Genomic DNA, 24,044 nt, shown 5'->3' with positions numbered 1-24,044 from the left:
TGCTATGGTCCGTACGAATCAGTTCCCCAGAAGGACTTGTTGCGTGTGCGGGGCGTTTTGCGCGCGGTGACTTCGAGAACATCGAGGATTTTGTTGTCCCAGGCGCAAAGGGAGAACAGGACCACATAGCTGATCGGGGCCAGCAGCAGCGTCCAGAAGGACTTGCTGACCAGCCATGCTATGATTGTGATCCCGATAACAACGACGACCGCCATATACGGAACACCCCACATGGTAGGAGATCGGGTAAGTCCGATCACCAACGGGGTCAGTTGCGGCTTTACATCCTCGTATTCGGCCATCGCTAGTTTCCGACCGTGCTGATCAGCTCGTCGACGATTGACGGAGCGCCGAAAACCAAGCCAATGCCGAGGATGACACCGCCTGCAAGAAACCAAGACAGTCGGCCTGCAAAGGCGAGGAAACCGAGCGCCATGACGGCTATGATTGCAAACAGGCGTCCGATAGGGCCGCTAATGAAATCAACGATAGCTTGGAACACGGTCTGAACCGGCGCGAAGGCACCGCCAACGCCACCTGATTGTGCCATCGCCAAATCTGCCCCGGCAATTTGCGCCGCGGCCAGCAAACCAAGGCAAATAGCCAGCTTTGAAGCGCTGATATGCCAAACCATATTTTGTTCGTTGATCATCCTTCTCTCCTTTAAAAATGCATCACGCCACCAACGAAGGTGCCGGTTTTCTTGACTGCAATGACCCCGGATTCAGATTCGCTCGCTATGACCGGCGAGGATCTCCGACCGCCGCCCACGGGCTTCTTTTTCGGCGCTGGCATAGCCACGCCGAGTTGGTAATTGACGACCTTGGCCACGTAGCCAACTGTTTCCTTGAAGGGTGGAACGCCGCCATACTCATAGATGCGGCCTTCGCCTGCGTTATAAGCGGCGGCAACAAGAAGCGGGTTTTGGAACTCGTCCAAAAGTACACGTAGGTACCTAACGCCGCCTTCAATATTCGACGCCGGATCGCAGACGTCGCGGACGCCGAAACGCTCAGCGGTTTTCGGCATGAGCTGCATCGGACCGCGAGCGCCCTTGTCTGAATTGCGAGAACGGTCGAATTGGCTTTCCGCCCAAGTGATTGCCGTCGCAAACAGAACGTCAACTTGATGTCGACGAGCAGCCTGTTCGACGAGTGATTTGATTTCGTCAGGCGTTAGGGGGGAGGGGCCGCATTCCGGTACGGATATTGCGGCCTGTTTATCGAGGGATAAATTACCCAAACGGGACGATTCATTCGAATTAGAAATATCCGTATTGGTAATCTCTGATAGAGAGCCAGTGGAAACATAGGCGCTCTGTATATTGCCAATATGGTTACTCGTTTTGGGCTCGTTTCCGCTTTTATCCTCGATGGCGACGACGCCATCGGCGCCCACAACAAATTCTTTGCTTTCGCTTGGCCAGCGGCGATTGAAAACTGTCAAAACAGATGGCGATCCGGATGCCTTCTGGGTGGACGGCTTGTCGCCATTATCTTGCACAAATGGCGCAATTCCGCCGGTTTCTTCTGCGCAAGCGGCGGCAATCCCGAGCGGAGCGTACAGTGCGGCGCTTAGTAGTAGCGCTTTGATTGATAGCCCTTCCATTCTAGCCCTTTTAGCTCTTGTCGCCGACCTCACGTGCGCTGTTGAGATTGCGGCGAAAACCGATTAAGTTCATAATAGCATGATACCGATTTGGCTAAGTGATACATGCTTTTTTGCAAATCATAAACCCCCTATGAGCAGGGAAAACGAATAAGCAAGACGGTAAGGGCTAGAAAATGAAGAGAACCATCGCAATCGCAATGAGCAGTTGTATGCTGGCAACAGCCGCAATCGCAGCGCCAGCCATCAACAAGGATTACATCAAGTCGTTGGCGTCGCCGGGTAAGACCGTGCTTGTCATTGAATATTATGACGGGGACGGGAAGGTCACAGCTCGAAAGGGATTTGCATCAGCTTCCGGCTACAAGGCGACTTCGCCAACGGAATTCCGTGTTGATGACAAGACCGTTCTAAATCTCTACGGCCTGGAATCCTGCAAGGGCGAAATGGTCAACCGTAAGGATGACTATGCTGGTTCTTGCGCTGACTATGCACAGCAGCAACTGCAGATCATGTTGCAATCGCCGAAGGTCCTCTTTTGTCGGGCCTTCGTAAGCGAGGAGCGTGCGCCGAAGCAAAACGTCACGTGCTACGGATATTACAATTATCCCGGAAGCCTAGACACGGTTGATATGCTTGAGGAGCAGATGCTTTCTCTCGGCGCGCTCCGCATCGCAAAAACGAAAGATGGGAAGCTGGAGCGTCCGGATCTGGTGAAGGCGCAGAAGATCGGAGAAGACGGCTCTTATGGAATGTGGGCCGATCCGCGGGTGAAAGGCCAATGAAGCACGCGCTTATAACGCTAGGTCTGACCCTATTCTCGCCAACGGCAATTGCTGCGCCAGAGGGATATTTCGACCTCCAACCGGGCGTTACATTAGAATCTGGCGATACATAGGTGGCAGAAGGTCAGCGCTATCGTCTCTACGGTGTTCAGTCATGCCTTCGGGGAACTTCTTTCACCGACAGGACTGGGTATAAGAAGGACTGCGGCGAGGCATCGCTTGCCGTGTTCGCTGCATACATCAAGGACACCAAACCGGTGTGCGCTCCCGTCGCGCAAACTGCCGAGACATCCTATGTCATTTGCTACGCCACAATCGGCGGAAATCGTCTCGATCTTGCTACCATATTGATTACGAGCGGCTATGCCTTCGCAGCGCTGAAGGCTGACGGGCTTCCCTACTATCCCGCATACGCGGTTGCCGAACAGGATGCGCGCGAGAAGCGGGCAGGCCTCTGGCAATTCGAAGACGTTCAGCACCCTGCCATCATGTTGAGCAAATCGGCGAACGAACGGACGAGGAATGCCCAACAATGAAACATCTTATCTTAGCAGCATCAATTGCACTCGCATCCACGTCAGCATTCGCAGCCGACGTTATTAAACGCACGCCAGCGGTCAGCCTCCCGGTGCACCCTAGCCAGCCGGTCACGCTTCCAATCTTCAAAGGTCGTGTCGCAGTTATGGACGGTCGGACTCTTTGGTTCCCGACTTATGCACAACGAGTTCGCCTTGCTGATATTGATGCGTGTGAACTGCCGCAATGGGCGCTCGATCCCAAATGGACGAACAGGGAGGTCACGAAGGCACCGCCGCCTGTACCATGTGGTCCCTTTGCAAAAGCCTGGCTCAAAAGAACGATCGGATCTTCCGCCGTCACATGTGCCGTCGTCGGTTATGATGATGAAGCCATGCCGAGAGCCAGGTGCACGTCACGGGGACATGATCTGGCTCTTGAAATGCTCCGCGTCGGTTGGGCACGGGTGGATTCGCCCTACCTCACTCATCCTCAATATATGGGCTATCAGCGTGCCGCTATGTCGGCGCGATATGGCATGTGGGCGACTTATGTTCTGGATATGAACGAATGGCGGCGAAAGGCCGTCGATAGGACGCTCGATCGTCAACCAATTGCGGATTTCAATTTGCTCGCCGAGCGCAAAAGCGAGATTTCCCCCCCTTTCGCCGATGCACGCAGAAAGCCAAAAAGGACAGACCGATAGTTGTCGGAAATCGCTCATATTGCGCTCAATTTCGCGCGCGATCCCATGGCCTGTCTGTTGCTGGCCATCCTGTTATCGTTTTTGCTTATCATCCCGTCGTCCAAAATCTGGTGGGTCCACGGCATAATCGCGGCGCTGTTACTGACGACGTCGCTCTTTTTCCACGAGCAGCGGCAAATGTCGTTCGACGCATTCTTGATCGGCGTTTTTGCTTATCCCGCGGTATGCCGCGACATTCCAAATCAGCTCCTGGTCTATCGCGTTGGAATCTACTGGTTCTGCGCATTCACACTTATCGCCCTGTGCAGTTATGCGGCCGGAGATCTCGTCACAGGGTCGCCCTTACACGATCAAGCCATATTGCCCACTCGGCACAATTCAACCGCTACAGTATGAGGATGACCTGAAATGAAGCAGTTTCTGTTTGCACTCGCTGGCCTTGGCACTATCGCCGTGATGCCATCCGCTGCAATAGCGCAGGACACGGGAGGGACGCCATCTTGGGGCTGCCAGGTCCTTTTGTGCGCAGCATCATCAAACCCTTCGTGGCATGGTGTCCCTTATTGCGTCCCGCCAATGACAAAGTTGATCAAGGCCATGGCAAAACCGGGTTTCTCATGGCCCATTTGCCATGAAGCTAAGTCTGGCAAACCCGGATATCAGCTTTACGAGGATTGCCCATCTGGATTCAAGGAAGCCAGCAATATGAGCGATCGCGGCGCAATGCTGTCCAACCGCTGCGAAAAGACAATCAACACCTGCACCAACAAGATCAGGGAACAGAACAAAGAGCTTCAGCAGTACAAGGATGTTCAATATCGAGACATTGGCAACTCGGATCGCGGAAATAGTTGTCGAAAGGTCGTCTCCATTGCTCGTCCAATGCGAAAAGACCCTTACTTTTTCGACATTCCCGATTATCAAGGTTTGAAGGGGCGCTATTGGTTCAATTTGAAACTTTAAGAAGCTCTAATGAATCAGAACGCACTTCTCGCACTGGCAGCAAGCGCCGGCATGGCTGTTGGCGCGGGCGGTACTTGGTTTGTAGTCTCCAACGCTTCGAGCAACGCAACAGCCATTGCAAAAGCTGATATCGTTGCAGCGATCAACGCCGACCCTACACTTTGTCCCGTTCCCGATGAGCCAGCGGCGAGCGCCAAGCTCGATGTGCCAACTCAAGCTGAAGCATTGCTTGCCGTGAGGAAGCTGGAAGAAAAAAATCCGCTATTGTGGGATAGGAGTGAACTTGAAAAGCTATCCGTCTCACTAGCGAATTGTTGGCCTGTTGACGGTGCCAACGGCATGGTCGAGTGCGTTACTAACGTCAAAAAAAATCCGTCAGCGCAAACTATTGCGAGGACGGTTGGATTTGCCAAAGATCAATCATCCGGCGAATGGATTGCGACAGACCGCAAATAGATGAAGCCCGCTAGCGGGCTTCCAAAGCAATTAAATATTCTTATCGACGCTTTTCAAAACTGACGCCATTTCGCCCTGTGCGAGCGTAACCCGCCCGGAGATAAGAGACGCGGCGAGATAGACCAGTTTTCCTATAGCGTCATCCACATCTTGCGGCTCATAATCAACGATCCGGCGCGGGTCCGCTGCCAGTGATGACAGTTCCAGCAGGCGTTTAGTCGGGCCAGCATCGCTTAGGTCCACGACGCTGCTTTCATCCCGCCAGTCCAACGCATTTCCAATTGCATCCATGATGGCCTCCGAAAGTCATTTTCAGAACATGGGTGAGAATTATAAGTGCAAATCCCTATACCAATCCCCGGCGTACGATCGTAGAAAGCAGGTTCTTCAGTAGAACTGCATTTCTAGATGAATCTTACTAGCCGACGCTTAGTTTCTCTCCTCCATGCACCAGTTTTCTGACGAAACAGTCATTCCAAAATCCAAATGATAAAAACGTTGATTAAGGTATATCGCACGATAGGATACGAAACACTGCGAAGCGAAATGAAATCTGAGCCGATAAGCGATTGATTAAGAACGGAAAGTTTTTTCTCCCCCCACCGAATGACGGGAGCGATTTCAAGGAATTGTTCAAGCGCATCGTCGCTGCCGGAGCTGGTCGCCCGCTCGGCAAGGATAACTTTCCTGCAGGCCCATGGACGCCCGAACTTCTCGCGCAAGCCATAACTCTCGTCGATCCCAAGCGAACCGGCGTGGATCTTCGAACGGTGCAGCTCTGGTTTCAGGAGAACGAGAAAGGAATTAGTGCTACTAACATCGGTTTGCTGGCCAGAGTTTTGAGTTGCGGTGATATGGCGGCCACAAGCGAATGGGTTATAGAGCTCAGTGCTTCTCAATCCCGCTTAGTCGCCAAACGACGCGAACTGAAGAAGGCCGATCGTGTTACATCGTCGCAGCCGACCGAGGACGCCGCCGAAATTGGACCCGCGTATGTAAAACCGCTAGACGTGGGCCATAAGCAAGGCGAGCGACGAACTCTTGCCAGGCGCACGGAGGAGTTATTCAGCGAAGGATCTCCGCTGAATCTGTCTGCTTCGGTTTTTGCTGGAATGTCGGCGCTCGGATTCCTGTCGTTCATCATAGGCATTCACAACGTAAAATTCACTCGTACCGATGGCGTTATCAAGCAGGTTGGATTCCTTTGGGCGGCTAACTGGACGCTTGTGTTCATGGTTTTCCTACCGCTCTTCCTCGCTTTCGTGTTCGAACTGGTGAATTCATGGAAGCACGAAAAACGGAGAACGCTCATCGATGGCGCACTCGCGGACAGCGACCGAGGATGGCCGCGAATTATTGACGCGTCATTGGGTTCATTCTGGGCTGTTTTCCTAATTTGCTTGTTGTTTGCAGGTGTTTTTCAGTGGATCGGTGTCTGTTTGATGCCTCTCCTCTACGGAGGAGGTAATTACGCAACGGATTGGGGCACTATCGCGATAGTTCGTCCTGAAATCGTAACGAGACCTGTTGCGATCATTTTTACAGCGCTCGCCTACTTGTATATGTGCCTATCCTTTTATCTCTTTTTCGCCGGTCTCATCCTGATTTATTCGGTCATCAATGACTTATCGAAAATCCGCGAGGCTGCAAAATTGCAGACCAACTCCGGCTGGAACAATCCAAGCGAGACTGGCTTTTGGGTCATGCGGTGGGTATTCCGCTGCACGGTCTTAGGCTTGCTTATCGCTACCGTTATGAAGCTGCAGAGCTCTTATCTGGCCTCAAATGGCACGAGTATCGTTGCCTGGGTTATTAGCGATCTTTCATCGATCTTATACGAGCGTCCAGAGGCGCAAAGCCGCATTAGCTATAGAATGCCTACGCACTACAGCAGCCTGCTTATCGCCATATCGACCAGTTTTGTCTTTATATATGGAGTGATCCGCGCAGGGGCCGGAAATCTTTTCAAAGTGTCATTGTGGAAAATGACCGCGGTTGTGGCGCTTCTATTCGCAAGCTATTTATCTATCGACGCGTTTTCCGGCTTTACGGTGCTGATGTTTGCCGGGCTCTTAATCGCTATTTATGGCTTATTTGATCCGGCTTTTGGGCCCCGGCGTGCGAATGAGGTAAGTAATCAAAGTGTTTCATAGTTGGCTTGATCAATGGGATGAGAAACGGGCACGACGCGGAGAAGATGCTAAAAAAGCAACAGCCGTTACTCTGGACGCAGAACGTGCGTTTCCGGGCTCTGAAAATGTCACCAATCTCGAGGAATTCTGCCAGCTCGGGGTGCAGGCCGCCGCTACGCCATCGTTCTTCAGAGCGCCGCTCGGCAACGATAACGATTTCGAGCGGGCAGGCGATTTTCTCAAATTTCCATCTGACATTTTGACAGACGTTGAGGAAAATAACCTGGTCTGGTCGAAGATCACCGATAGCGGCTCGCCGGACAAGGCACTGGTGATATTTCATCATTGGAACGCACGATCCCGCAACCGACAAATAGCGGGTTACTTGTCCAAAAGGGGCATCACGGTCGTTGAGATTGCTATGCCCTATCACTTCGAACGCAGCCGTCCGGGGTCCCACTATGCTGATTATATGCTTAGCGCGAATCTCGGTCGAACGGTTCAGTCGCTACGGCAGGCCGTGTGGGATGGACAGAAGCTCATCCGCTGGCTCAAAAGCGAAGGGTATCAAGAAATCTCCGTACTCGGAATGAGCCTCGGTTCGTGGGTCGCAGGATTGGTAGCAGCCCATGACGCCAACATTAAGAAAGCCTCGCTGTTTCTCACAGCCGGTAGTCTTGCCGGTATGGTTTGGACCGGGCGCGCAACGCGAGCCATACGCGAGAGCTTTGAGCCTACAATAGACCTGTCTCATCTGCACAGGGCTTGGGCACCGCTCGATCTGGGAAATTACGCCTACAGTCTCGCCCGACCGGCATTGGATATTCAGATTGTTTTGGCCAAAAGAGACAAGGTTGTACTGCCAGAATTGTCAATTGCTCTGTTGGAAAGTCTGAATAATGCTGGCGTGAATCCGAATGTTCTGCAATTAAACTGTGGTCACTATTCACTTGCCATTCCGCCGTACATTTTAGTCGCCGGAGTAAATCTAAAACGGTTTTTGTCGCAGTCTGGCAGTCTAGATCGTCGGACGTGACCTAGACTTTGATAATATTCATTATCAAGGGCAGGGGGCTTGTCCTATTCAAAGGGGATAACTTTCACCATTCTCGGAGGGGAATTAATGGTCAAACTGCCTTTGAAGGCCCTATTTTGCGTCAGCTGCGCTGTTATCGCATCCGCTGGACGGGTCTACGCCGGTGGATTGGAACGTGGCGGTTATAATATCGATCTGCTGTTTAATCCGGATCGGTTCGCTACCGAAGCGACCACCATCTACGTCATGCCAAACCGAAAATTGAACAATGTCAAGGATAGCAGCCCATGGGATGGTCCTGTCGGTGGGGGACGAACCGACGGTGTTAAGGAATCTGAGGCTTATTGGGTTCCTCGTATCGGTCTCAAGGTCGGTATCACCGATTCCCTTGATTGCCTTCTCGACTATTCGCAGCCATGGGGCGCACATACAAATCCCGGTCGAAACTGGGCTGGCGCCAACGATAACACCGAAACAAAAATGAACAGCGATGGCTATTCCGGAACCTGTTCTTATAAATTCGACGTCAGCGAGAAGGCCCAGCTTCGGCTTATCGGCGGCGTGTTTTACCAAGCAATGGACGGTTTCAATGAGCAACTGGTAGCCCCAATTCCTACTAATCCGTTTGGCTGGAACGGAATCGGTCGGTTAACCCTCGAAGCCGACGGATGGGGATGGCGCAGCGGCGTTGCATATGAAATCCCGGAATACTCATTCAGGGCCAGCCTCGTTTATAATTCCGAGGTCAAGCTTGATGAGATCACCGGAACGCTCAATCACAAGGGTCTTCCGCCAGGAGCTGGCGGCAATCCGCTCGCAGGCGGATCATGGGACGTGAACGGGTCCGCCAAACTTCCACAGTCCGTTGAATTGAAAATGCAGTCGGGAATTGCGCCGGGGTGGCTCGCCTTTGGCTCGCTTAAATGGACCGATTGGAACGTACTGCAGGATATACCGTTTTATTATAAGGGCGTGCGGGCAACGTCACTGGACTTGCTCTATCGCGACGGCTGGACGGTATCGGCAGGCATAGGCCATAAATTCAACGACGAGTGGAGCGGTGCGGTCCAGATCTCGTGGGATCGCGGCGCGTCTACCACGATCGGCAACCAGACCGATACCTGGACGCTCGCTGGCGGAGCATCCTACACGCCAAATGAACGCGTAGAACTTCGATTTGGGGGCTTGATAGGGGTGCTGACAGGAGGCGAAGTTTCTAATGAGATCGTCAACCCCGCCACAGGCCGACCGTATCTGGATGCATCGTACGATTTTGATGATGATATCGTTTCTGCATTGACCGTCTCATTGAAGGTAAAAATATCGGTGATACAAGGCCCGCCGCGAGCGGGCTTTTTTGTAATTCTCAATCCAAGTTCTCGACGCTCTTCAACACCCTTTTCATCTCGTCCTTTGCCAGCGTCGTTCGACCGGAAATCAGAAAAGCGGCGATATAGACCAGCTTATCGATCGCGTCAGCGACATTTCCCGGCCTGTAGTCTATGACCACGCTCCGCGCGTTCGTTTCGGCGGCCGCCAGCTCCAGAAGCCGTCTTGCATGCTCGGCATCGAAAAGGTCAACCCTGTTCTCGCCAGCGCCCCGCTGATCCTTTCTCTTTCCAAAGGTCCGCATGTGGGCATCCGTAGCCACCACGAGCCTGACAGGCATTTCCTCGCCACATTTCACCATTTCGCTCTCACCTTTCGATAGCGCCCCGCCTTCCAGTTGAAGGCGAAGGGCAGGTTCCATCCTGCCCTTCTGCCTGTCCGGCGAGGACCGGGAGAGAGGGGGCAAGCAGCGGCGAAGAGCGGGCAAAGCCCGCCCTGCCTGATGGTGCGCAACGCGGTTGCACCTGAAACGGTGCGACCGACTTGCTGCATCGAAAGGTCGAGGCGGTGCTTGTGGGGAGAGAGGGCAGAGCCCTTTCTTCCTCTTAAACACCGGAATTGCAGTTCATTAAGGCGACGATAGTAAGCGCAACACCTCTGGAGCGCGTGTTACTGGGACTAAGGCGTTAGTTTCGCCGTTTTTAGAGTAATCATTGCAAAACCTTCGACGGGATTTTCGGTCTCGCCGACAAGTTCACTATCAGTCGTGCATTAAGCATAAAATCGCACCATCGATTCCAATGGCAGAACCTTGATCTGCGATCCATTTCCTGCGGCTCTGAATCGTTCGAACCGCTCCACGCAGACGGCTTCCATACGGCTGATACCGGACTTGAACATGCCACGAATATCAAATGAGCCGGGATTGGCCTTCAGATATTCCCGAGCCGATCCCGTTAACGCCATCCGCAGATCGGTATCGATATTGATCTTGCGGACGCCCATTCGAATAGCACTCTCTACTTCCTCAAGCGGCACTCCAAACGTTTTGGGCATGTGGCCGCCGTTGTCGTTAATTAGTGCCTGCAGATCGTCCGGTACTGTGGAAGCCCCATGCATGACGAGGTGAGTATAGGGCAGGCGCTGATGGATCGCAGCGATGACATCCATTGCCAGGATATCACCAGTCGGCTTGCGTGAGAATTTGTAGGCTCCGTGTGATGTGCCGATTGCCACCGCCAGTGCGTCAACACCGGTTGCGGCAACAAAATCCGCGGCCTGCTGCGGATCGGTCAACAAGGCCTCACGGTCAAGGGTCCCAACGAGGCCGTGACCATCTTCCTGTTCGCCGCCGCCAGTTTCGAGCGAGCCGAGTACACCTATCTCGCCTTCGACGGAGACACCGTGGGCATGCGCGTAAGCTACCGTCCTGGCGGTGACGTCAACATTGTAGCTGTAGCTTGCCGGTGTCTTGCCATCGCCCTCCAAGGAGCCATCCATCATCACACTGGTAAAACCCAGCGCGATAGCGCTTTCGCAGACTTCCGGCGTCGAGCCGTGATCCTGATGAAAACAGACTGGCACGTTGGGAAACCGCTGCGCCGCCGCCTTGACAAGACCGCTCAACAGGATGTCGTCCGCGTATTTTCGCGCGCTCTGGCTCGCCTGGACGATGACCGGGCTGTCCGTGCGTTCGGCAGCTTTGAGCACCGCAAGAAGTGTTTCCAGATTGGTAATGTTGAAGGCAGGTACGCCATAGCCGCGTTCAGCAGCGTGATCGAGTATTTGACGCATAGTTGCGAGTGTCATGATATCCTCCCGTAAATGTAACGATAAGACCGCAGGTCCATTGCCTCCGAGTTCGTCGGGGGCTTCAGTTGGGAAAGGTCCTGTTGATCTCGGCAATTTCCTCGGCGCGCAGCGGCGAAGTCTTTCTGTCCCCAAGGATGAAGAAGAGCTTTGCCGTCTCCTCAAGTTCCTCGTAGGCGTAGACTGCTTCTTCCAAGCTTGCCCCGGAGACGATCGGCCCGTGATTGGCAAGCAGCATGGACCGGTGATCTCGTGATACTTTCTTCACTTCGTTTGCCAAGGCCCGGTCGCCCGGCCGGAAATAGCGTACAAGCGGCAGCCGTCCGACGCGCATGACATGATAAGCGGTGAGCGGCGGCAAGACATCGTCCGTCCGTTCATGGCAGAGGCAGGAGACGGCAACAGAATAGGTCGAATGTAAATGCACGACGGCCCGCGCAGCCGGTCTTTCTTCATAAACCGCCAGGTGGAAGAAATATTCCTTCGACGGTTGGTCGCCGCCGATCAGCTTTCCGTCCGGCGAGAGTTTCGAGATGCGATCCTCTTCCAGGAAGCCGAGACTCGAATTCGTTGGCGTGACAAGGATGCAACCATCGTCGAGCTTGACCGAAAGATTGCCAGCGCTGCCATGGGCAAGCTGGCGCGTATACAGTAGCTCTCCCATGCGCACGAGCTTTCTGCGCAGTTCCGCTTCCTCGTTCATTGCCGTGTTCCTCCAGAAAGAGCGGACAGGGCTTCCTCGAAGAAATTGGGTCCGCCAAAATTGCCGGATTTCAATGCCAACGCCAGGTTTTTGCGGCGGCTGACAAGCACCGGGACGCCGGGGCTTACCTCCGGTCCGATCGCCAGATCGCCGAGATCAAGGGCCTGGGCGACTGCGCCAGAGGTCTCGCCACCGGCGACGACAAGGCGGCTTACGCCGCTGTCCACTAGTTGACGCGCGGCAGACGCAAAGAGACCTTCGAGCCGTTCGGAGACTTGATGCCGACCATAACGAGCCTGTGCGGCCGCTACATCCTCGGGACCGCTCGATGAATAGACCAGTGGAGCCTTGCCATGATTGGCTTGAATAAAGTTGACGAGGTCGCTCGGCTTCGTCCGCCCATTCATTACGTCGTCGACCGACACCGTCATGGCTGGATGATTACGGGTGTGAACGTCGACCTGGCCGCGCGTCGCGCCAGAGCAGCTCCCGGCAAGGATTGCCTCCGGACCGCTGACCCCTTTGAAGCTGCCGCGTCTGCCGACTGCGAGTCCCTTTGCGATGAAATTTGCGGCGAGCCCGAGCGCGATCCCCGAGCCGCCCGTCAGAAGAGGGGCGTCCGCACAGGCGCGGCCGATGGTCACCAGATCCTCGTCATCGACGGCATCCACGATCACGAGCGTTTCGCCGCCATCGGCGGCGGTCCGCAGAGCGTGGCCTACAGCCTCGGCGCCCTGACGAAGGATAGCGGTCGGGACCAGTCCCACCTCGGACCGCGTCTGCTGCCGCAGCCATCGGCGGATGTTCGCATCCGTCATAGGCGTCAGCGGATGGTTCTGCATTCCGGATTCGTTCAGGAGCTTGTCATTAACAAAAAGATGCCCCTGATAGACTGTGCGGCCCATTGCTGGAAAAGCAGGGCAGGCGACGACCCCTTTCACCCCAAGTGCGTCGGCAAGTGCTTCGGCAACGGGTCCGATATTGCCCTCCGGGGTGGAATCGAACGTCGAGCAATACTTGAAGACGAACTGGTGGCAGCCCTGTGCCTTGAGCCAGTGAAACGCTTCAAGGGACCGTTCGACGGCTTCCTTAACGGGTACGGAGCGCGACTTCAGCGAAATCACGCCGGCTTCGATATCGGGCGCCGCATCGCTGGCCGGCACCCCCATGAACTGTGACGTAGCAAGGCCACCCTGTCCGGGAAGGCCCTTGGCGAGCGTGTTGGCAATATCGCTCGCTCCGGTGAAATCGTCTGCAATTACGCCGAGCAGCATCGCTTACTCCATGACCAGTGTTTTCATGCGCATGACCGCGGCGTCGGGCGCGGTAAGGACGGGCCTGTCAACCTTGCGTCGCACCTCTTCTGCCGCCCGGGAGGTAGAGAAATGAGCCAGCATGATCGCGTCCCGATCGGCAAAAAGCGGTGCCATGTCCGCGACGAGGCGATTGTGAGTTGTCGCATCGCCGCGCCGCAGAAGATCAATCGCATCAGGAACGACAATCGTGTCCAGAGTGCTCGCCGCGCCGGTCTCTGCAACAAATTGCTGGAACTCTTCTTCCATGGTCGAGACGGCCGGCGCGAAGGTCGCCAGCATGCCGATGCGGCTGCCGGATGCGATGGCCTCACGGAACATGGCCTCGTTGGGGCGCAGGATTGGGAGGGGCAGTTCCTTGACCATGCGGTCGATCGCAGGCCCGAAAGCGGAGCATGTGATCAGGATGCCATCGGCCCCGATCCTTTGCGCGTAGCGGCCAAAGTCAACAAAGCGATCGATCAGCTCTTCAGAAATCTCCGCTCCTTCCTTTGCGCGATCGATCGTCAAGCCGTCGTCGAGCAGGTTGACGGCCTCTGCTTCCGGCCAATGCCTTGCCATGGCAGCGGCGATAGGCTCCATGGCGACCGGCGTTGCATGGAAGAGAACGATGCGTGGCGGAACTTTCGTCATGTTACCCTCCAATCCTACGACGCTACCTGTAGCCGCGGCAGAAGGCCTGACCGCGCGTAGATCGCGGCCGCCTTGCTATTGCTCAGATGATCGACGAAGGCTTCGGCTGCTTCGGGATTGCGGGCTTCGGCGAAGATCGCGGCCGAGAAATCGGTATGCTTTTGATAGGGATCCGGAAATGGCCCAACCAAGTGGATACCGACAATCGACATCAGCTCACTGATCTGCTGCACGGCCAGGTCCGCCTCGCCCGAAATGACCTTGTCGGCTGTGAAGCCGGCATGGATGATGGTAGCCTTCGCGTTGATAGCGTCCGTGATGCCCAGACGTTCGAGGACGTGTCTGAAATGGATACCACTGGCGCCCGTTTGCGAGTATGCAACGGATCGTGCTGATAGCAGCGCCTGCCTGAATCGCTCTGGTGTCGATATGTCAGGCACGGCCGCACCACTCCGCGCACCAAGACCAAAACTCGCCCGGGCAATCGGCCGAACCGATCCGGCACGCAATATGCCGGCTTCGACGAGGTTCGAGATCGGTTCATCAATCGCGATCAGGACATCTCCTCGTTCTCCATTGCGAACGCGATCGATCAGCACGCCCGTTGGGTTCCAGTCGACCGCAACTCGTCTACTTTCGGTCTGCCACGAGGGCAGGAGCACCGATTTCAGCGCCAGCTCGACAGCGAGCGTACTCATGACCTTCAGCCCATCCCTCATGTACTAACTCCTCCTGCTCGGACGGCGGGGTAGCGGTTCTCGTCCGTCATCATCCCAATCATCCCTTTTCCTGAATTACAGATGTCGGCCATGACCGGGTCAATGTTGAAAATCCGGATTTCATCAGGTGAAAATGAAATCGAATATTTTGTCCGGTTATCTCATCTACCGGACGTTGAAACGGGGACGCTGGGTTCCTTTTGCGTAAGCAGACGCGGATTTCACATTATGAAATTGCCCTATTCGCTGTGTTGACGTTGGACCACCAAGCTTCATACTCTCTGTCATGGAACTTATGCTGGAGGAGCATAATGGGAGCCGTTAGTCACAGGGTATGGCGAGAGGCGCAGACTCGTCAGGGCCAATATCAGATAGCGACAGCAGATTCAGAAAAGAGCGACGCAAAAAGCATACAATCGGTTGATCGAGCCCTTTCCATTCTCGAAGCATTGTCGTTGCGTGACGCTCCGTTGATGCTCAACGAAATTGCCAAGGTTGCCGAAATAAACCTTTCGACATGCCATCATCTGGTGAAAACCTTGGTTAAGCGGGGATATGTCGTCTATGGCGGAAGGAGTGGCGGATATTCCCTGAGTTCGCGTCTTGAGACGATCTCGCGACAATCGTCGCGGGACTACAATCTGGCCGAATTTGTTCGGGCGAACCTTCAGGAACTGAACGTCAATCTTCGCGAGGCGGTCCAGATGGCGGTACTGCGGGGGGCTGCACTGGTCACGCACATCCAGCTGCCTTCGCATATCACGCCTCAGCTGGATCTCAGGGAGTACACCAAACTTCATACGGTCCACGCGTCGGCTCCCGGCAAGGCTATCCTCGCCTGGCTCCCTGAGGCAGAACTTGCTCGAGTTGTCGCTGACAATGGTTTGACGGCATTTACCGACAAGACGATCACGTCCTTGGGAAGCCTGATAGAAGAGCTCCGACTTGTTCGCCGGTCCGGTTTCGCAATGGATGACGGCGAGTTTCGCACTGATCTTGTCGGCTATGGGGCTGTCGTTCGCGACAAGTCCGGCGCAGTTGTCTGCTCCATTGGTGCTACAATACCGCGAAAACGCGCCAGCGACGAATATCGCAAGCATATCGCTCGCACGGTCGTCGAATGTGCTCGAGACTTGTCGGGGCGGATGCCGGCCGGCTGTTTCGTATAGTGCCGCCACGACGTTTGTAATTCGCCTGGGCGGGCGCAATCCGGCGTGCGCGCTCGGCTATGATTTCAATATTTCAAAGCTCAGGCGATCGAGGCCATAATCGATCCGCACTAGAAAGGGTATCGCCATGAAATCCAAACTCGACCAACTCCGAGACATCACCACGGTGGTTGCCGATACCGGCGATATCGAGGCGGTTGCACGGCTGAAGCCGGTCGATTGCACCACTAACCCGAGTATCGTCCTTAAGGCTCTCGGCACGCCTATGTTTGCTGAGGCCATCAAGGAAGGCGTTGCCTGGGGAAGGAAACAGGGCGGCAGCCACGAAGCCGTTTCGGCAGCCGTTGCCGACCGCCTGGCAATTTCTGTCGGCGCTGCGCTCGTGGAGCTCGTGCCAGGTCGCGTCTCGACGGAAGTCGACGCCGACCTGTCTTTCGATACCGAAGCTTCGCTTGCCAAGGCGCGGTCGATCATCGCCGCATACAAGGAGCGCGGTATCGACAGGGATCGGATCCTAATCAAGCTTGCCTCGACGTGGGAGGGAATACGAGCCGCCGAAGTGCTGCAAAAAGAAGGTATTGACTGCAACCTGACCCTTCTCTTCTCGAAGGTCCAGGCCGTTGCCTGCGCCGATGCAAAGGTCTTCCTGATTTCGCCTTTCGTTGGCCGCATTCTCGACTGGTACAAGAAATCGACCGGCAAGGAATACACCCCTGATGAAGATCCGGGTGTGCAGTCCGTCCGCGATATCTACAACTACTACAAGGCCAACGACATCAGGACGATTGTCATGGGCGCCTCCTTCCGCAGCGCTGGCGAAATCGAGGCGCTGGCCGGTTGCGATCGTCTGACGATCGCTCCGAACCTGCTCGACGAACTGTCGAACGATCAAAGCAAGCTGGAGCGCAAGCTTTCGCCGGAGACAATCAAGCCGATGGCCAGAATTAGTGTCGATGAGAGGACCTTCCGCTGGATGATGAACGAAGATGCGATGGCGACGGAAAAGCTCGCGGAAGGCATCCGTGCTTTCGCCAGGGATCTCGGCACGTTGCGCCACATGGTCCAAAAGGAGCTGCGGCTCGCAGCTGCCTGATCTCGGTCAGTCGTGACTGATTTGCGGCCTATCCCGCCATGGTTGGAGCCGCTGCTTGTTGGCGGGGCAGGATTGACAGTGTTCAATCCTGCCCCGCCTTTAAGCATCGTTATGTAAATATAGCAACAAATTACGTGTATACTAATTTGCTCTGTGGTTTATTTTCACAATGTAAAATAAGAAAACCGAAAAGAGACGCAAAAAAACTTCCGATGTATTGATGATGGAACACCATCTATCGATTATGAGGAAGTGATGATTAAAAAAATAGCAGACTTGGGTGTTGTTGGTCTCGGAACGATGGGCGCCATGCTCGCGCTCAATTTTGCCGAGAAAGGGTCCGAGGTCGCGCTCTTCAATCGAACGGCCGGTAAGGCGGAAAAACTGCGCGCGGATAATCCGGATCTTGCCGATCGCCTCTATCCTCAAAGCTCCCTTGAAGCTTTCGTCGCCTCTCTGCGTTCTCCGCGCGTGATCGTGCTGATGGTTAACGCAGGCGCCGCAGTAGACGAGCAACTTGAGGTGCTGGCGCCATTGCTGGAAGAAGGCGATATCGTCATCGATGCTGGCAATACCGATTTCAATGATACGGTCTCCCGCAATCGCAAATGGGATGATCGTGGTTTCCATTTCGTTGGGATGGGTGTCTCTGGCGGCGAGCTCGGTGCCCGCCATGGCCCATCGATCATGGTCGGTGGCGATCAGCGTGTCTGGTCCAGACTGAAGCCTCTGCTCGAGCCGATTTCTGCAAAGTATGAAGGCAGCCCTTGCGTTGCCTGGCTTGGTCCCGATGGCGCCGGCCATTTCGTCAAGACGATCCATAACGGCATTGAATATGCCGACATGCAAATGATTGCCGAGATCTACAGCATCATGCGTGACGGCATGGGCCTTCCCGCCTCGCAAATGTCGACCGTTTTCCGCGATTGGAACAAGCGGGGTTTGTCGTCCTATCTGATCGAGATCAGCGCGACGGTTCTCGCTGAGCAGGATTCCCAGACCGGCAAGCCGTTGGTCGATGTCATAGTTGATGAGGCCGGCCAGAAGGGAACAGGTCGTTGGTCGGTTATAGAGGCGCAGAAGCTGGGCATTGGCGCGACGACGCTTGAAGCCGCGGTTTCGGCACGAAGCCTGTCGTCCCTGCGCTCGCAGAGGCTCTCGACCAGCAAAATTTATTCGAACATGGCCCTTGCCACTGACGCCTTCGTTGTTGATGAAACGAGCCTCGATGAGCTTGAAGCGGCACTGGAAACGGCAAAGATCATCGCTTACGCGCAGGGCTATGCGATCATGTCGGCCGCATCACGTGAGTACGCGTGGAATCTGCCGCTGGGCGAGATCGCCCGAATCTGGCGCGCTGGCTGCATCATTCGATCGGTCTTCCTCAAGGATATCACCGAAGCCTATGAGGCAGGCAACGAAGTTGCCAATCTTCTCCAGCAACCATCCTTCACGAAGCGGGTGAGCGAAGGCCAGCAAGCGCTGCGCAGTGTGGTCGCAAAGGCCGTGAAAGCGGGCATCCCCATACCGGCGCTTTCGGCATCGCTCGCCTATTTCGATGATTATCGTCGGGCGCGGGGATCGGCAAACCTCATCCAGGGGCAGCGTGATCTTTTTGGCGCCCATACGTTCCGACGCCTCGATGCCGAAGGTGTTTACCATCATCAGTGGCCGGCAGTGTGAGGGAGCGGAAGGATGAGCAGTCTCACCACGACAGTCGACCTTTTCGACTATGTCATATTCGGAGGGGGCGGAGATCTTGCCGAACGCAAGCTGCTGCCGGCACTTTTTCATCGCGATCGCGACAACAACCTGCCGGACGCCGCGCGAATCGTCGGAGTCTCCCGCACTGCACGCACGGATGACGACTACCGCGAATTCGCGCGCAAAGCTTTACAGACGCATGTGACGCCCGCCGACCTCAGCAGCAATGTGCTCGAACGCTTTCTTTCACGCCTGTCTTACATCAGCGTCGATGCGACCGGCGCGAATGGCTGGAAGGAACTGAAAGCATTTCTCGAGAAAGGGGGCTCTGATCGGATCCGTGCCTTCTACCTCGCGGTAGCGCCGTCTATTTTCGGGGCCATTGCCGCCAAGCTCAAGTCCTTCGGCCTCATCAACACCAGAACGCGGTTGGTGATCGAGAAGCCGATAGGCCGCGACCTGATTTCGGCGCGCGACCTGAACGCCGAGATTGCCCGCCACTTCAATGAAGATCAGGTTTTCCGGATCGACCACTATCTCGGTAAGGAGACAGTGCAAAACCTGATGGCGCTGCGCTTTGCCAACACGCTCTACGATCCGGTATGGAACTCATCCTTCATCGACCATGTCCAGATCACCGTTGCCGAAAGCGTCGGTCTCGGCAGCCGGGCCGGATACTACGACACCGCGGGCGCGCTGCGCGACATGGTGCAGAACCATCTCCTGCAGCTTCTTGCGCTCGTGGCGCTCGAACCGCCATCGACATTCAAGGCCGACGCAATCCGTGACGAGAAGCTGAAGGTGCTGCGGGCTCTGAAGCCGATCACCGCGGCGAATGTCGGACAAATGACGGTTCGCGGTCAGTACCGGGCTGGGGCAGGCGACGGTGGCGCGGTTCAAGCTTATCTCGATGACCTTGGCGGACCCGCGAGCGATACGGAAACTTTCGTCGCGCTGAAGGCCGAGGTCAACAACTGGCGATGGGCGGGCGTGCCCTTCTATCTTCGCACGGGAAAGCGCATGCCGACCCGCGCTTCCGAAATCGTCGTCACCTTCAAACCCATTCCGCTGTCGATTTTCGATGCGTCGAGCGGGCATATCTCGCAAAACCGCCTGGTCTTGCGTCTGCAGCCGGGCGAGGGCGTCAAACAATGGCTAATGATCAAGGACCCCGGTCCGGGCGGCATGCGGCTGAGGCAAGTGTCGCTCGACATGAGCTTCGCCGAACAGTTCAGCGTGCGCCAGCCGGATGCTTACGAACGCCTGCTGATGGACGTGATCCGCCGCGACCAGTCCCTGTTCATGCGCCGCGATGAAGTGGAGGCCGCCTGGGAATGGGTCGATCCGATCCTCGCCGCCTGGCAGGAAACCGAACAGAAGGTCCAGGGCTATGCTTCCGGTACCTGGGGGCCATCCAGCGCCATCGCGCTGATCGAACGTGATGGTCGCACCTGGCACGAGCCGGAGTGAGCCATTTCGTGACCTCAACGCAAGGGAGTTTCATATGACCCATTCTCTCGCAGACTACCTCGACGAGCATGCTTCGTCGGCTCTATCGCGCGAAGTCGGGCAAACCGTGTTGCGCCTATCGACCGCTGCGGTAGCGGTCCATCGAGCGATCGCTACTGGCCGGGTTCCGGAATTGCGGCCTGCAGATGATCACACATCCAACCCTAGCGGCGAGGTGCAAAAGCCTCTCGATGTCTTCGCCGACGAGGCTTTTCGCGCTGCGGCTAGTCAATCGCCAGTGCGTGTGTACGGATCCGAAGAGCGGCGGGAGCCCATCGACCTTGGCGGCGTTGGAAAGCTGGCGCTGGCCATCGATCCACTGGACGGTTCTTCCAACATCGAAACGAACACTGCCGTCGGCACGATCTTTTCGTTGCTGCCCTTGAAAGCAGACGGCAATACGGGCCCCCGCTCGGCATTCGAGCAGCCAGGCGTTAACCAGCTCGCCGCCGGCTTCTTCATCTATGGCGCGCAATTGCTGCTCGTGCTCACCATCGGGTTGGGGACCCAAACCTTTATTCATGTCGGGGAGGGCAGGGGTTTTGCCTTGATGGTTAAAGGACATGAGATTCCGCCAGAGACACGCGAGTACTCGATCAACGCGTCTAACCGTCGTCACTGGGCCGAGGGGATCCGGCGCTACATCGAGGACGCCGAGGCCGGCAAGGATGGGCCACGCGGACGGGATTTCGGCATGCGTTATGCAGGATCGCTCGTTGCCGATACCTACCGGATCCTGCAGCGCGGCGGGGTGTTTCTTTATCCCGGTGATCGACGCGAAGGTTACAGGGACGGCCGCCTGCGTCAGATCTACGAAACGAATCCGATTGCGTTCTGCATCGAACAAGCAGGCGGGGCGGCCACCGATGGTCGCCGACGAATGCTCGAAATCGATCCCGAGGGACTACATGTGCGGGCGCCGTTTGTCTTCGGTTCCCGCAATGAGGTCGACGCCATCCTTGCCTATGCCGGCGCTGAACAAGCGGACGCGTCCGCAGCGTGATTTTCACATAGGGAAAGAGCGGTCTGTTTGATTGACGATGACAGGCCGCAGGAGGATTCTGCTAGAAACAAACCGGGTACTAACGAAGACATCGCTTCAGCAATAAGGATAAAGCGGGTTTATCAACGGTATCTCGTAGCTATTCATCTGAATGAACAGAATTATACTGGTCTGTTCAGTAATATTTCCCAAAGGAGGAGAAGTATGTCGCAAGCAGCAAACGTGAAAACGCACCCCGACTTTCCGGTTCCGGAAACAATGAAAGCATGGGTTTTGGGCGATCCCGGGGAGTTGACGTTGGTCGAGAAGACTGTCCCCGCGCCGAAGAAGGCCGAGGTCCTGGTGCGGATCGACGCTGTTGCCATCTGTGCGACCGATCTTGAGATCATCGCTCACGGACCGCCGGCTCAGATCCAGGGCGGCCTGCCGTTCAACAAGAACTTCACGCCTGGTCATGAATATATGGGTACGGTCGTTGCCCTCGGCCCAGGCGTCGATGAATTCAATATCGGGGATCGCGTGACGGTCGAGATCCATGCCGGGTGCGGCCAATGCAAGCGCTGCCGCCAGGGAATGTACACCTCCTGCCACAACTACGGCAAGAATTATGGTGACGTCGACAAGGGGCATCGCGCCAATGGTTTCACCACGGACGGCGGCTTCTGCGAGTATCAAGTCAACAACGTCAACACACTGATCCACGTCGATGATTCCATGAGCGATGAGGAGGCGACGTTGGTCGTCACCGCCGGCACATCGATGTATGGTCTGACCGAACTTGGCGGCCTTGTTGCCGGCGAATCGGTCGTCGTCAGTGGGCCGGGTCCGATCGGACTTCTCGGCGCGGCGGTGGCCAAGGCGCTCGGCGCGCAGCCGGTGATCCTGACCGGTACCCGCGACAACCGTTTGGAGATCGGCAAGCAGCTCGGAGCAGACCACGTCATCAACGTTCGCAAGGAAGATGCCGTCGAGGCGGTTCGCCGTCTCACTGACGGCAAGGGCGTCGATTATGTTGTCGAATGCTCTGGGGCGCCCAACGCCGTTAATGAGGCGGCACGCATGCTGAACCGGGGCGGCAAGATCTGCCTTGCCGCCTTCCCCAGCGAAGAGGTTCCGATCGACGTCGCATATCTGGTCCGCAACAACATCTACCTCTACGGCATTCGTGGAGAAGGCAAGTCAGCGACCCACCGGGCCGAGGCCTTCATGCGGCAGAAGCGTTTCGATGCACGGATCATCCACACCCACACTTTCGACATGGAGAACCTTCCCGAGGCGCTTCGCTACGCCAAGGATCGTGTTGAGGATGCGATCAAGGTGGTGGTGAAAAACAAGCGATCGGAGGCTGTCGCGCAGGCCGCCGAATAATCGGACCAGAAGAAAAGTACGGGGCCGGTTGGGATGAGGGAAGCCGGCCCCGTGCACTCCAAATAGAGGCTATCGATTCCTGGGAGGAGAACATGGCACGTGAACTGCATTCAACAAACTCAGACGGTGAAGCGCGGAAGAGTATTGTCCTGCACTGGCTGAGCAAACTTTATGTCCAGGTCATTATAGGCGTTTTGATTGGCACGACGATCGGTTACTTCGAGCCGCAGATTGCGGTGGCGATGAAGCCGCTCGGCGACGTGTTCATCCGCGCGATTAAAGCAATCGTGACCCCGATCATTTTCCTGACGATCGTCGTCGGCATCGCCACGATCGGAGACATGCGCAAAGTTGCCAGCATCGGCGTCAAGGCGATTATCTATTTCGAGGTGGCCTCCACGATTGCGCTTTTGATCGGATTAGCGGTCGGCAACATCTGGCCTGTCGGCCGCGGCATCAACGCCGATCCCGCAACGCTCGACGCGGGTGCCGTTTCGACCTTCGTCCAAAAGTCCCATGATGTTACGCTCGTTGATTTCTTCATCAACATCATACCGCAGACATTTCTGTCGCCATTCGTCAGCGGAGAGATCCTGCCGGTCCTGTTTGTCGCCGTGCTCTTCGGCCTTGCACTGTGCAAGATTGGTGACAAGGCAAAGCCACTCATCAGTCTGCTTGAGACCGCATCCTATGCGCTCTTTGGTATGGTCAACATTATCATGCGCTTCGCGCCGCTCGGTGCGGCAGGTGCAATGGCCTTCACCATTGGCAAATACGGCCTCGGTTCGCTGCTCGAACTAGGACAGCTCGTGCTTGCGGTATATGTCGTCAGCATCCTGTTTGTCGTTATCGTGCTCGGGGCATTCTTGCGCATTGCCGGGTTCAGTCTGTGGAAGGTCCTGTCTTACTTCAAGGACGAAATCCTGGTCGTGTTCGCTGCGACATCAGCAGAGACGATGATTCCGCGATCGATGGCGAAGCTTGAGCATCTCGGCGTGCGCAAGGAAGTAATCGGCCTGGTGATGCCGACCGGTTTCTCCTTCAACATGGATGGCACGGCCATCTACATGACCATGGCCACTCTGTTCATTGCACATGCGACGAACACTGAGCTTACCTTGTGGCACCAGCTGACGATCCTGCTGATCATGTTGTTTACCTCGAAGGGTGCGGCAGGTGTGACCGGTGGCGGGTTCATCGCCTTGGCTGCAACTCTGCCATCGATTGGAGTGCTCCCGGTGGCCGGTCTTGCCCTGCTCGTCGGCGTCGACCGGTTCATGGCAGAAATCCGCGCAGCGACAAACCTGACCAGCAACATCATTGCTACGCTTGTCGTCGGTCGCTGGGTCGGTGCCATTGACAATGAACGAGCGCAGTCGATCCTCGACTGCGGCGAGATGCCCGACGAGAAACAGCGTGCGGAAACGGTGCCGATAGGAACGCCACAGCGCGCCGGAACCTACTGAGCCCTCTCCACAGCACCATCCAAC

Annotated in this window: 24 protein-coding genes and 1 pseudogene; 16 read left to right on the top strand and 9 right to left on the bottom strand. The window is 55.9% G+C overall.

What is annotated here, in order from left to right:
- Positions 1 to 2: 2 nt before the first annotated feature.
- Genes WIX40_RS22790 through WIX40_RS22780 form a run of 3 tightly spaced genes read right to left on the bottom strand, consistent with a single transcriptional unit; the run spans position 3 to position 1,608 of the window.
- Entirely contained in the window at positions 3 to 302 is a 300-nt protein-coding gene (locus tag WIX40_RS22790) for a VirB3 family type IV secretion system protein (RefSeq protein WP_182506637.1), read from the bottom strand.
- A gap of 2 nt (positions 303 to 304) precedes the next feature.
- Entirely contained in the window at positions 305 to 652 is a 348-nt protein-coding gene (locus tag WIX40_RS22785; protein ID WP_182506638.1) for a TrbC/VirB2 family type IV secretion system protein, read from the bottom strand.
- An 11-nt stretch (positions 653 to 663) separates the two neighbouring features.
- Positions 664 to 1,608 (bottom strand): lytic transglycosylase domain-containing protein, encoded by a 945-nt coding sequence (locus tag WIX40_RS22780; protein WP_182506639.1) that lies wholly within the window; start codon positions 1,606 to 1,608, stop codon positions 664 to 666.
- A gap of 176 nt (positions 1,609 to 1,784) precedes the next feature.
- Between WIX40_RS22780 and WIX40_RS22775 the strand changes: the two genes are divergently transcribed.
- From WIX40_RS22775 to WIX40_RS22750, 6 genes and pseudogenes are all read left to right on the top strand, one after another.
- Positions 1,785 to 2,393 carry a hypothetical protein gene (locus WIX40_RS22775; RefSeq protein WP_182506640.1) on the top strand — a complete coding sequence of 203 codons (609 nt, stop codon included), beginning with the start codon at positions 1,785 to 1,787 and terminating at the stop codon, positions 2,391 to 2,393.
- Positions 2,390 to 2,929: pseudogene (locus tag WIX40_RS22770) on the top strand (thermonuclease family protein). Before WIX40_RS22775 ends, WIX40_RS22770 begins: the two are co-directional and overlap by 4 nt.
- Complete coding sequence (locus WIX40_RS22765) at positions 2,926 to 3,615, top strand: thermonuclease family protein (protein WP_182506641.1); 690 nt, start codon at positions 2,926 to 2,928, stop codon at positions 3,613 to 3,615. Before WIX40_RS22770 ends, WIX40_RS22765 begins: the two are co-directional and overlap by 4 nt.
- Complete coding sequence (locus WIX40_RS22760) at positions 3,616 to 4,011, top strand: hypothetical protein (protein WP_011982843.1); 396 nt, start codon at positions 3,616 to 3,618, stop codon at positions 4,009 to 4,011.
- 12 nt (positions 4,012 to 4,023) lie between these two features.
- Entirely contained in the window at positions 4,024 to 4,578 is a 555-nt protein-coding gene (locus tag WIX40_RS22755) for a hypothetical protein (protein WP_182506642.1), read from the top strand.
- A 9-nt stretch (positions 4,579 to 4,587) separates the two neighbouring features.
- Positions 4,588 to 5,034, top strand: coding sequence for a hypothetical protein (locus WIX40_RS22750; RefSeq protein ID WP_182506643.1), 447 nt, complete (start codon positions 4,588 to 4,590; stop codon positions 5,032 to 5,034).
- A 30-nt stretch (positions 5,035 to 5,064) separates the two neighbouring features.
- On the opposite strand, the gene WIX40_RS22745 is transcribed toward WIX40_RS22750, so the two are convergent.
- The gene (locus tag WIX40_RS22745) at positions 5,065 to 5,325 is read right to left on the bottom strand and encodes a hypothetical protein (protein ID WP_313533888.1); all 261 of its coding nucleotides are present in this window, start codon (positions 5,323 to 5,325) and stop codon (positions 5,065 to 5,067) included.
- Between the two features lie 278 nt (positions 5,326 to 5,603).
- Between WIX40_RS22745 and WIX40_RS22740 the strand changes: the two genes are divergently transcribed.
- The 3 genes from WIX40_RS22740 (at position 5,604) to WIX40_RS22730 (ending at position 9,708) form a co-directional block, all read left to right on the top strand.
- On the top strand, positions 5,604 to 7,187 hold the full coding sequence (locus WIX40_RS22740; RefSeq protein WP_182506645.1) for an RcgA family putative transporter: 1,584 nt from the start codon (positions 5,604 to 5,606) through the stop codon (positions 7,185 to 7,187).
- A complete protein-coding gene (locus WIX40_RS22735; protein WP_182506646.1) occupies positions 7,177 to 8,202 on the top strand; it encodes an RcgR family putative quorum lactone hydrolase in 1,026 nt (341 codons plus the stop codon). Before WIX40_RS22740 ends, WIX40_RS22735 begins: the two co-directional genes overlap by 11 nt.
- A gap of 87 nt (positions 8,203 to 8,289) precedes the next feature.
- Positions 8,290 to 9,708, top strand: a complete 1,419-nt coding sequence (locus WIX40_RS22730; RefSeq protein WP_262077905.1) for an OmpP1/FadL family transporter — start codon at positions 8,290 to 8,292, stop codon at positions 9,706 to 9,708.
- A gap of 594 nt (positions 9,709 to 10,302) precedes the next feature.
- Here WIX40_RS22730 and fba read toward each other — a convergent pair.
- The 5 genes from fba to WIX40_RS22705 form a co-directional block, all read right to left on the bottom strand.
- Positions 10,303 to 11,340: a class II fructose-bisphosphate aldolase gene (gene fba, locus WIX40_RS22725; protein ID WP_182506647.1), complete on the bottom strand. Its 1,038-nt coding sequence runs from the start codon at positions 11,338 to 11,340 to the stop codon at positions 10,303 to 10,305.
- Between the two features lie 64 nt (positions 11,341 to 11,404).
- The gene (gene otnC, locus WIX40_RS22720) at positions 11,405 to 12,043 is read right to left on the bottom strand and encodes a 3-oxo-tetronate 4-phosphate decarboxylase (RefSeq protein ID WP_182506648.1); all 639 of its coding nucleotides are present in this window, start codon (positions 12,041 to 12,043) and stop codon (positions 11,405 to 11,407) included.
- A complete protein-coding gene (gene otnK / locus WIX40_RS22715; protein ID WP_182506649.1) occupies positions 12,040 to 13,317 on the bottom strand; it encodes a 3-oxo-tetronate kinase in 1,278 nt (425 codons plus the stop codon). Before otnK ends, otnC begins: the two co-directional genes overlap by 4 nt.
- Positions 13,318 to 13,320: 3 nt before the next feature.
- Positions 13,321 to 13,989 carry an aspartate/glutamate racemase family protein gene (locus WIX40_RS22710; RefSeq protein WP_182506650.1) on the bottom strand — a complete coding sequence of 223 codons (669 nt, stop codon included), beginning with the start codon at positions 13,987 to 13,989 and terminating at the stop codon, positions 13,321 to 13,323.
- A gap of 14 nt (positions 13,990 to 14,003) precedes the next feature.
- Entirely contained in the window at positions 14,004 to 14,687 is a 684-nt protein-coding gene (locus WIX40_RS22705; RefSeq protein ID WP_182506651.1) for a molybdate ABC transporter substrate-binding protein, read from the bottom strand.
- Between the two features lie 332 nt (positions 14,688 to 15,019).
- Between WIX40_RS22705 and WIX40_RS22700 the strand changes: the two genes are divergently transcribed.
- From WIX40_RS22700 to dctA, 7 genes are all read left to right on the top strand, one after another.
- The gene (locus tag WIX40_RS22700) at positions 15,020 to 15,877 is read left to right on the top strand and encodes an IclR family transcriptional regulator (protein ID WP_318281707.1); all 858 of its coding nucleotides are present in this window, start codon (positions 15,020 to 15,022) and stop codon (positions 15,875 to 15,877) included.
- 127 nt (positions 15,878 to 16,004) lie between these two features.
- Positions 16,005 to 16,970: a transaldolase gene (gene tal / locus WIX40_RS22695; RefSeq protein ID WP_182506653.1), complete on the top strand. Its 966-nt coding sequence runs from the start codon at positions 16,005 to 16,007 to the stop codon at positions 16,968 to 16,970.
- A 255-nt stretch (positions 16,971 to 17,225) separates the two neighbouring features.
- Entirely contained in the window at positions 17,226 to 18,653 is a 1,428-nt protein-coding gene (gene gnd / locus WIX40_RS22690; protein WP_262077773.1) for an NADP-dependent phosphogluconate dehydrogenase, read from the top strand.
- 12 nt (positions 18,654 to 18,665) lie between these two features.
- Positions 18,666 to 20,144, top strand: a complete 1,479-nt coding sequence (zwf, locus tag WIX40_RS22685) for a glucose-6-phosphate dehydrogenase (protein ID WP_182506655.1) — start codon at positions 18,666 to 18,668, stop codon at positions 20,142 to 20,144.
- 34 nt (positions 20,145 to 20,178) lie between these two features.
- Complete coding sequence (locus tag WIX40_RS22680; RefSeq protein ID WP_182506656.1) at positions 20,179 to 21,186, top strand: class 1 fructose-bisphosphatase; 1,008 nt, start codon at positions 20,179 to 20,181, stop codon at positions 21,184 to 21,186.
- Positions 21,187 to 21,390: 204 nt separating this feature from the next.
- Positions 21,391 to 22,554: a zinc-dependent alcohol dehydrogenase gene (locus tag WIX40_RS22675; protein WP_182506657.1), complete on the top strand. Its 1,164-nt coding sequence runs from the start codon at positions 21,391 to 21,393 to the stop codon at positions 22,552 to 22,554.
- Between the two features lie 92 nt (positions 22,555 to 22,646).
- On the top strand, positions 22,647 to 24,020 hold the full coding sequence (gene dctA / locus WIX40_RS22670) for a C4-dicarboxylate transporter DctA (protein WP_182506658.1): 1,374 nt from the start codon (positions 22,647 to 22,649) through the stop codon (positions 24,018 to 24,020).
- The last annotated feature ends 24 nt before the right edge of the window (positions 24,021 to 24,044 follow it).

This window comes from Ochrobactrum teleogrylli, assembly GCF_037482325.1.
GTDB lineage: Bacteria > Pseudomonadota > Alphaproteobacteria > Rhizobiales > Rhizobiaceae > Brucella > Brucella teleogrylli.
Note: the sequence above shows the minus strand (reverse complement) of the source record. Positions and strands in the feature narration are given on the sequence as shown.

What these genes read in the sequence shown, in the direction of transcription:
- WIX40_RS22790 (WP_182506637.1), bottom strand. Translation starts at nt 302, where the DNA reads ATGGCCGAATACGAGGATGTAAAGCCGCAACTGACCCCGTTGGTGATC.
- WIX40_RS22785 (WP_182506638.1), bottom strand. Translation starts at nt 652, where the DNA reads ATGATCAACGAACAAAATATGGTTTGGCATATCAGCGCTTCAAAGCTG.
- WIX40_RS22780 (WP_182506639.1), bottom strand. Translation starts at nt 1,608, where the DNA reads ATGGAAGGGCTATCAATCAAAGCGCTACTACTAAGCGCCGCACTGTAC.
- WIX40_RS22775 (WP_182506640.1), top strand. Translation starts at nt 1,785, where the DNA reads ATGAAGAGAACCATCGCAATCGCAATGAGCAGTTGTATGCTGGCAACA.
- WIX40_RS22765 (WP_182506641.1), top strand. Translation starts at nt 2,926, where the DNA reads ATGAAACATCTTATCTTAGCAGCATCAATTGCACTCGCATCCACGTCA.
- WIX40_RS22755 (WP_182506642.1), top strand. Translation starts at nt 4,024, where the DNA reads ATGAAGCAGTTTCTGTTTGCACTCGCTGGCCTTGGCACTATCGCCGTG.
- WIX40_RS22750 (WP_182506643.1), top strand. Translation starts at nt 4,588, where the DNA reads ATGAATCAGAACGCACTTCTCGCACTGGCAGCAAGCGCCGGCATGGCT.
- WIX40_RS22745 (WP_313533888.1), bottom strand. Translation starts at nt 5,325, where the DNA reads ATGGATGCAATTGGAAATGCGTTGGACTGGCGGGATGAAAGCAGCGTC.
- WIX40_RS22730 (WP_262077905.1), top strand. Translation starts at nt 8,290, where the DNA reads ATGGTCAAACTGCCTTTGAAGGCCCTATTTTGCGTCAGCTGCGCTGTT.
- fba (WP_182506647.1), bottom strand. Translation starts at nt 11,340, where the DNA reads ATGACACTCGCAACTATGCGTCAAATACTCGATCACGCTGCTGAACGC.
- otnC (WP_182506648.1), bottom strand. Translation starts at nt 12,043, where the DNA reads ATGAACGAGGAAGCGGAACTGCGCAGAAAGCTCGTGCGCATGGGAGAG.
- otnK (WP_182506649.1), bottom strand. Translation starts at nt 13,317, where the DNA reads ATGCTGCTCGGCGTAATTGCAGACGATTTCACCGGAGCGAGCGATATT.
- WIX40_RS22710 (WP_182506650.1), bottom strand. Translation starts at nt 13,989, where the DNA reads ATGACGAAAGTTCCGCCACGCATCGTTCTCTTCCATGCAACGCCGGTC.
- WIX40_RS22705 (WP_182506651.1), bottom strand. Translation starts at nt 14,687, where the DNA reads ATGAGTACGCTCGCTGTCGAGCTGGCGCTGAAATCGGTGCTCCTGCCC.
- WIX40_RS22700 (WP_318281707.1), top strand. Translation starts at nt 15,020, where the DNA reads ATGGGAGCCGTTAGTCACAGGGTATGGCGAGAGGCGCAGACTCGTCAG.
- tal (WP_182506653.1), top strand. Translation starts at nt 16,005, where the DNA reads ATGAAATCCAAACTCGACCAACTCCGAGACATCACCACGGTGGTTGCC.
- gnd (WP_262077773.1), top strand. Translation starts at nt 17,226, where the DNA reads ATGATTAAAAAAATAGCAGACTTGGGTGTTGTTGGTCTCGGAACGATG.
- zwf (WP_182506655.1), top strand. Translation starts at nt 18,666, where the DNA reads ATGAGCAGTCTCACCACGACAGTCGACCTTTTCGACTATGTCATATTC.
- WIX40_RS22680 (WP_182506656.1), top strand. Translation starts at nt 20,179, where the DNA reads ATGACCCATTCTCTCGCAGACTACCTCGACGAGCATGCTTCGTCGGCT.
- WIX40_RS22675 (WP_182506657.1), top strand. Translation starts at nt 21,391, where the DNA reads ATGTCGCAAGCAGCAAACGTGAAAACGCACCCCGACTTTCCGGTTCCG.
- dctA (WP_182506658.1), top strand. Translation starts at nt 22,647, where the DNA reads ATGGCACGTGAACTGCATTCAACAAACTCAGACGGTGAAGCGCGGAAG.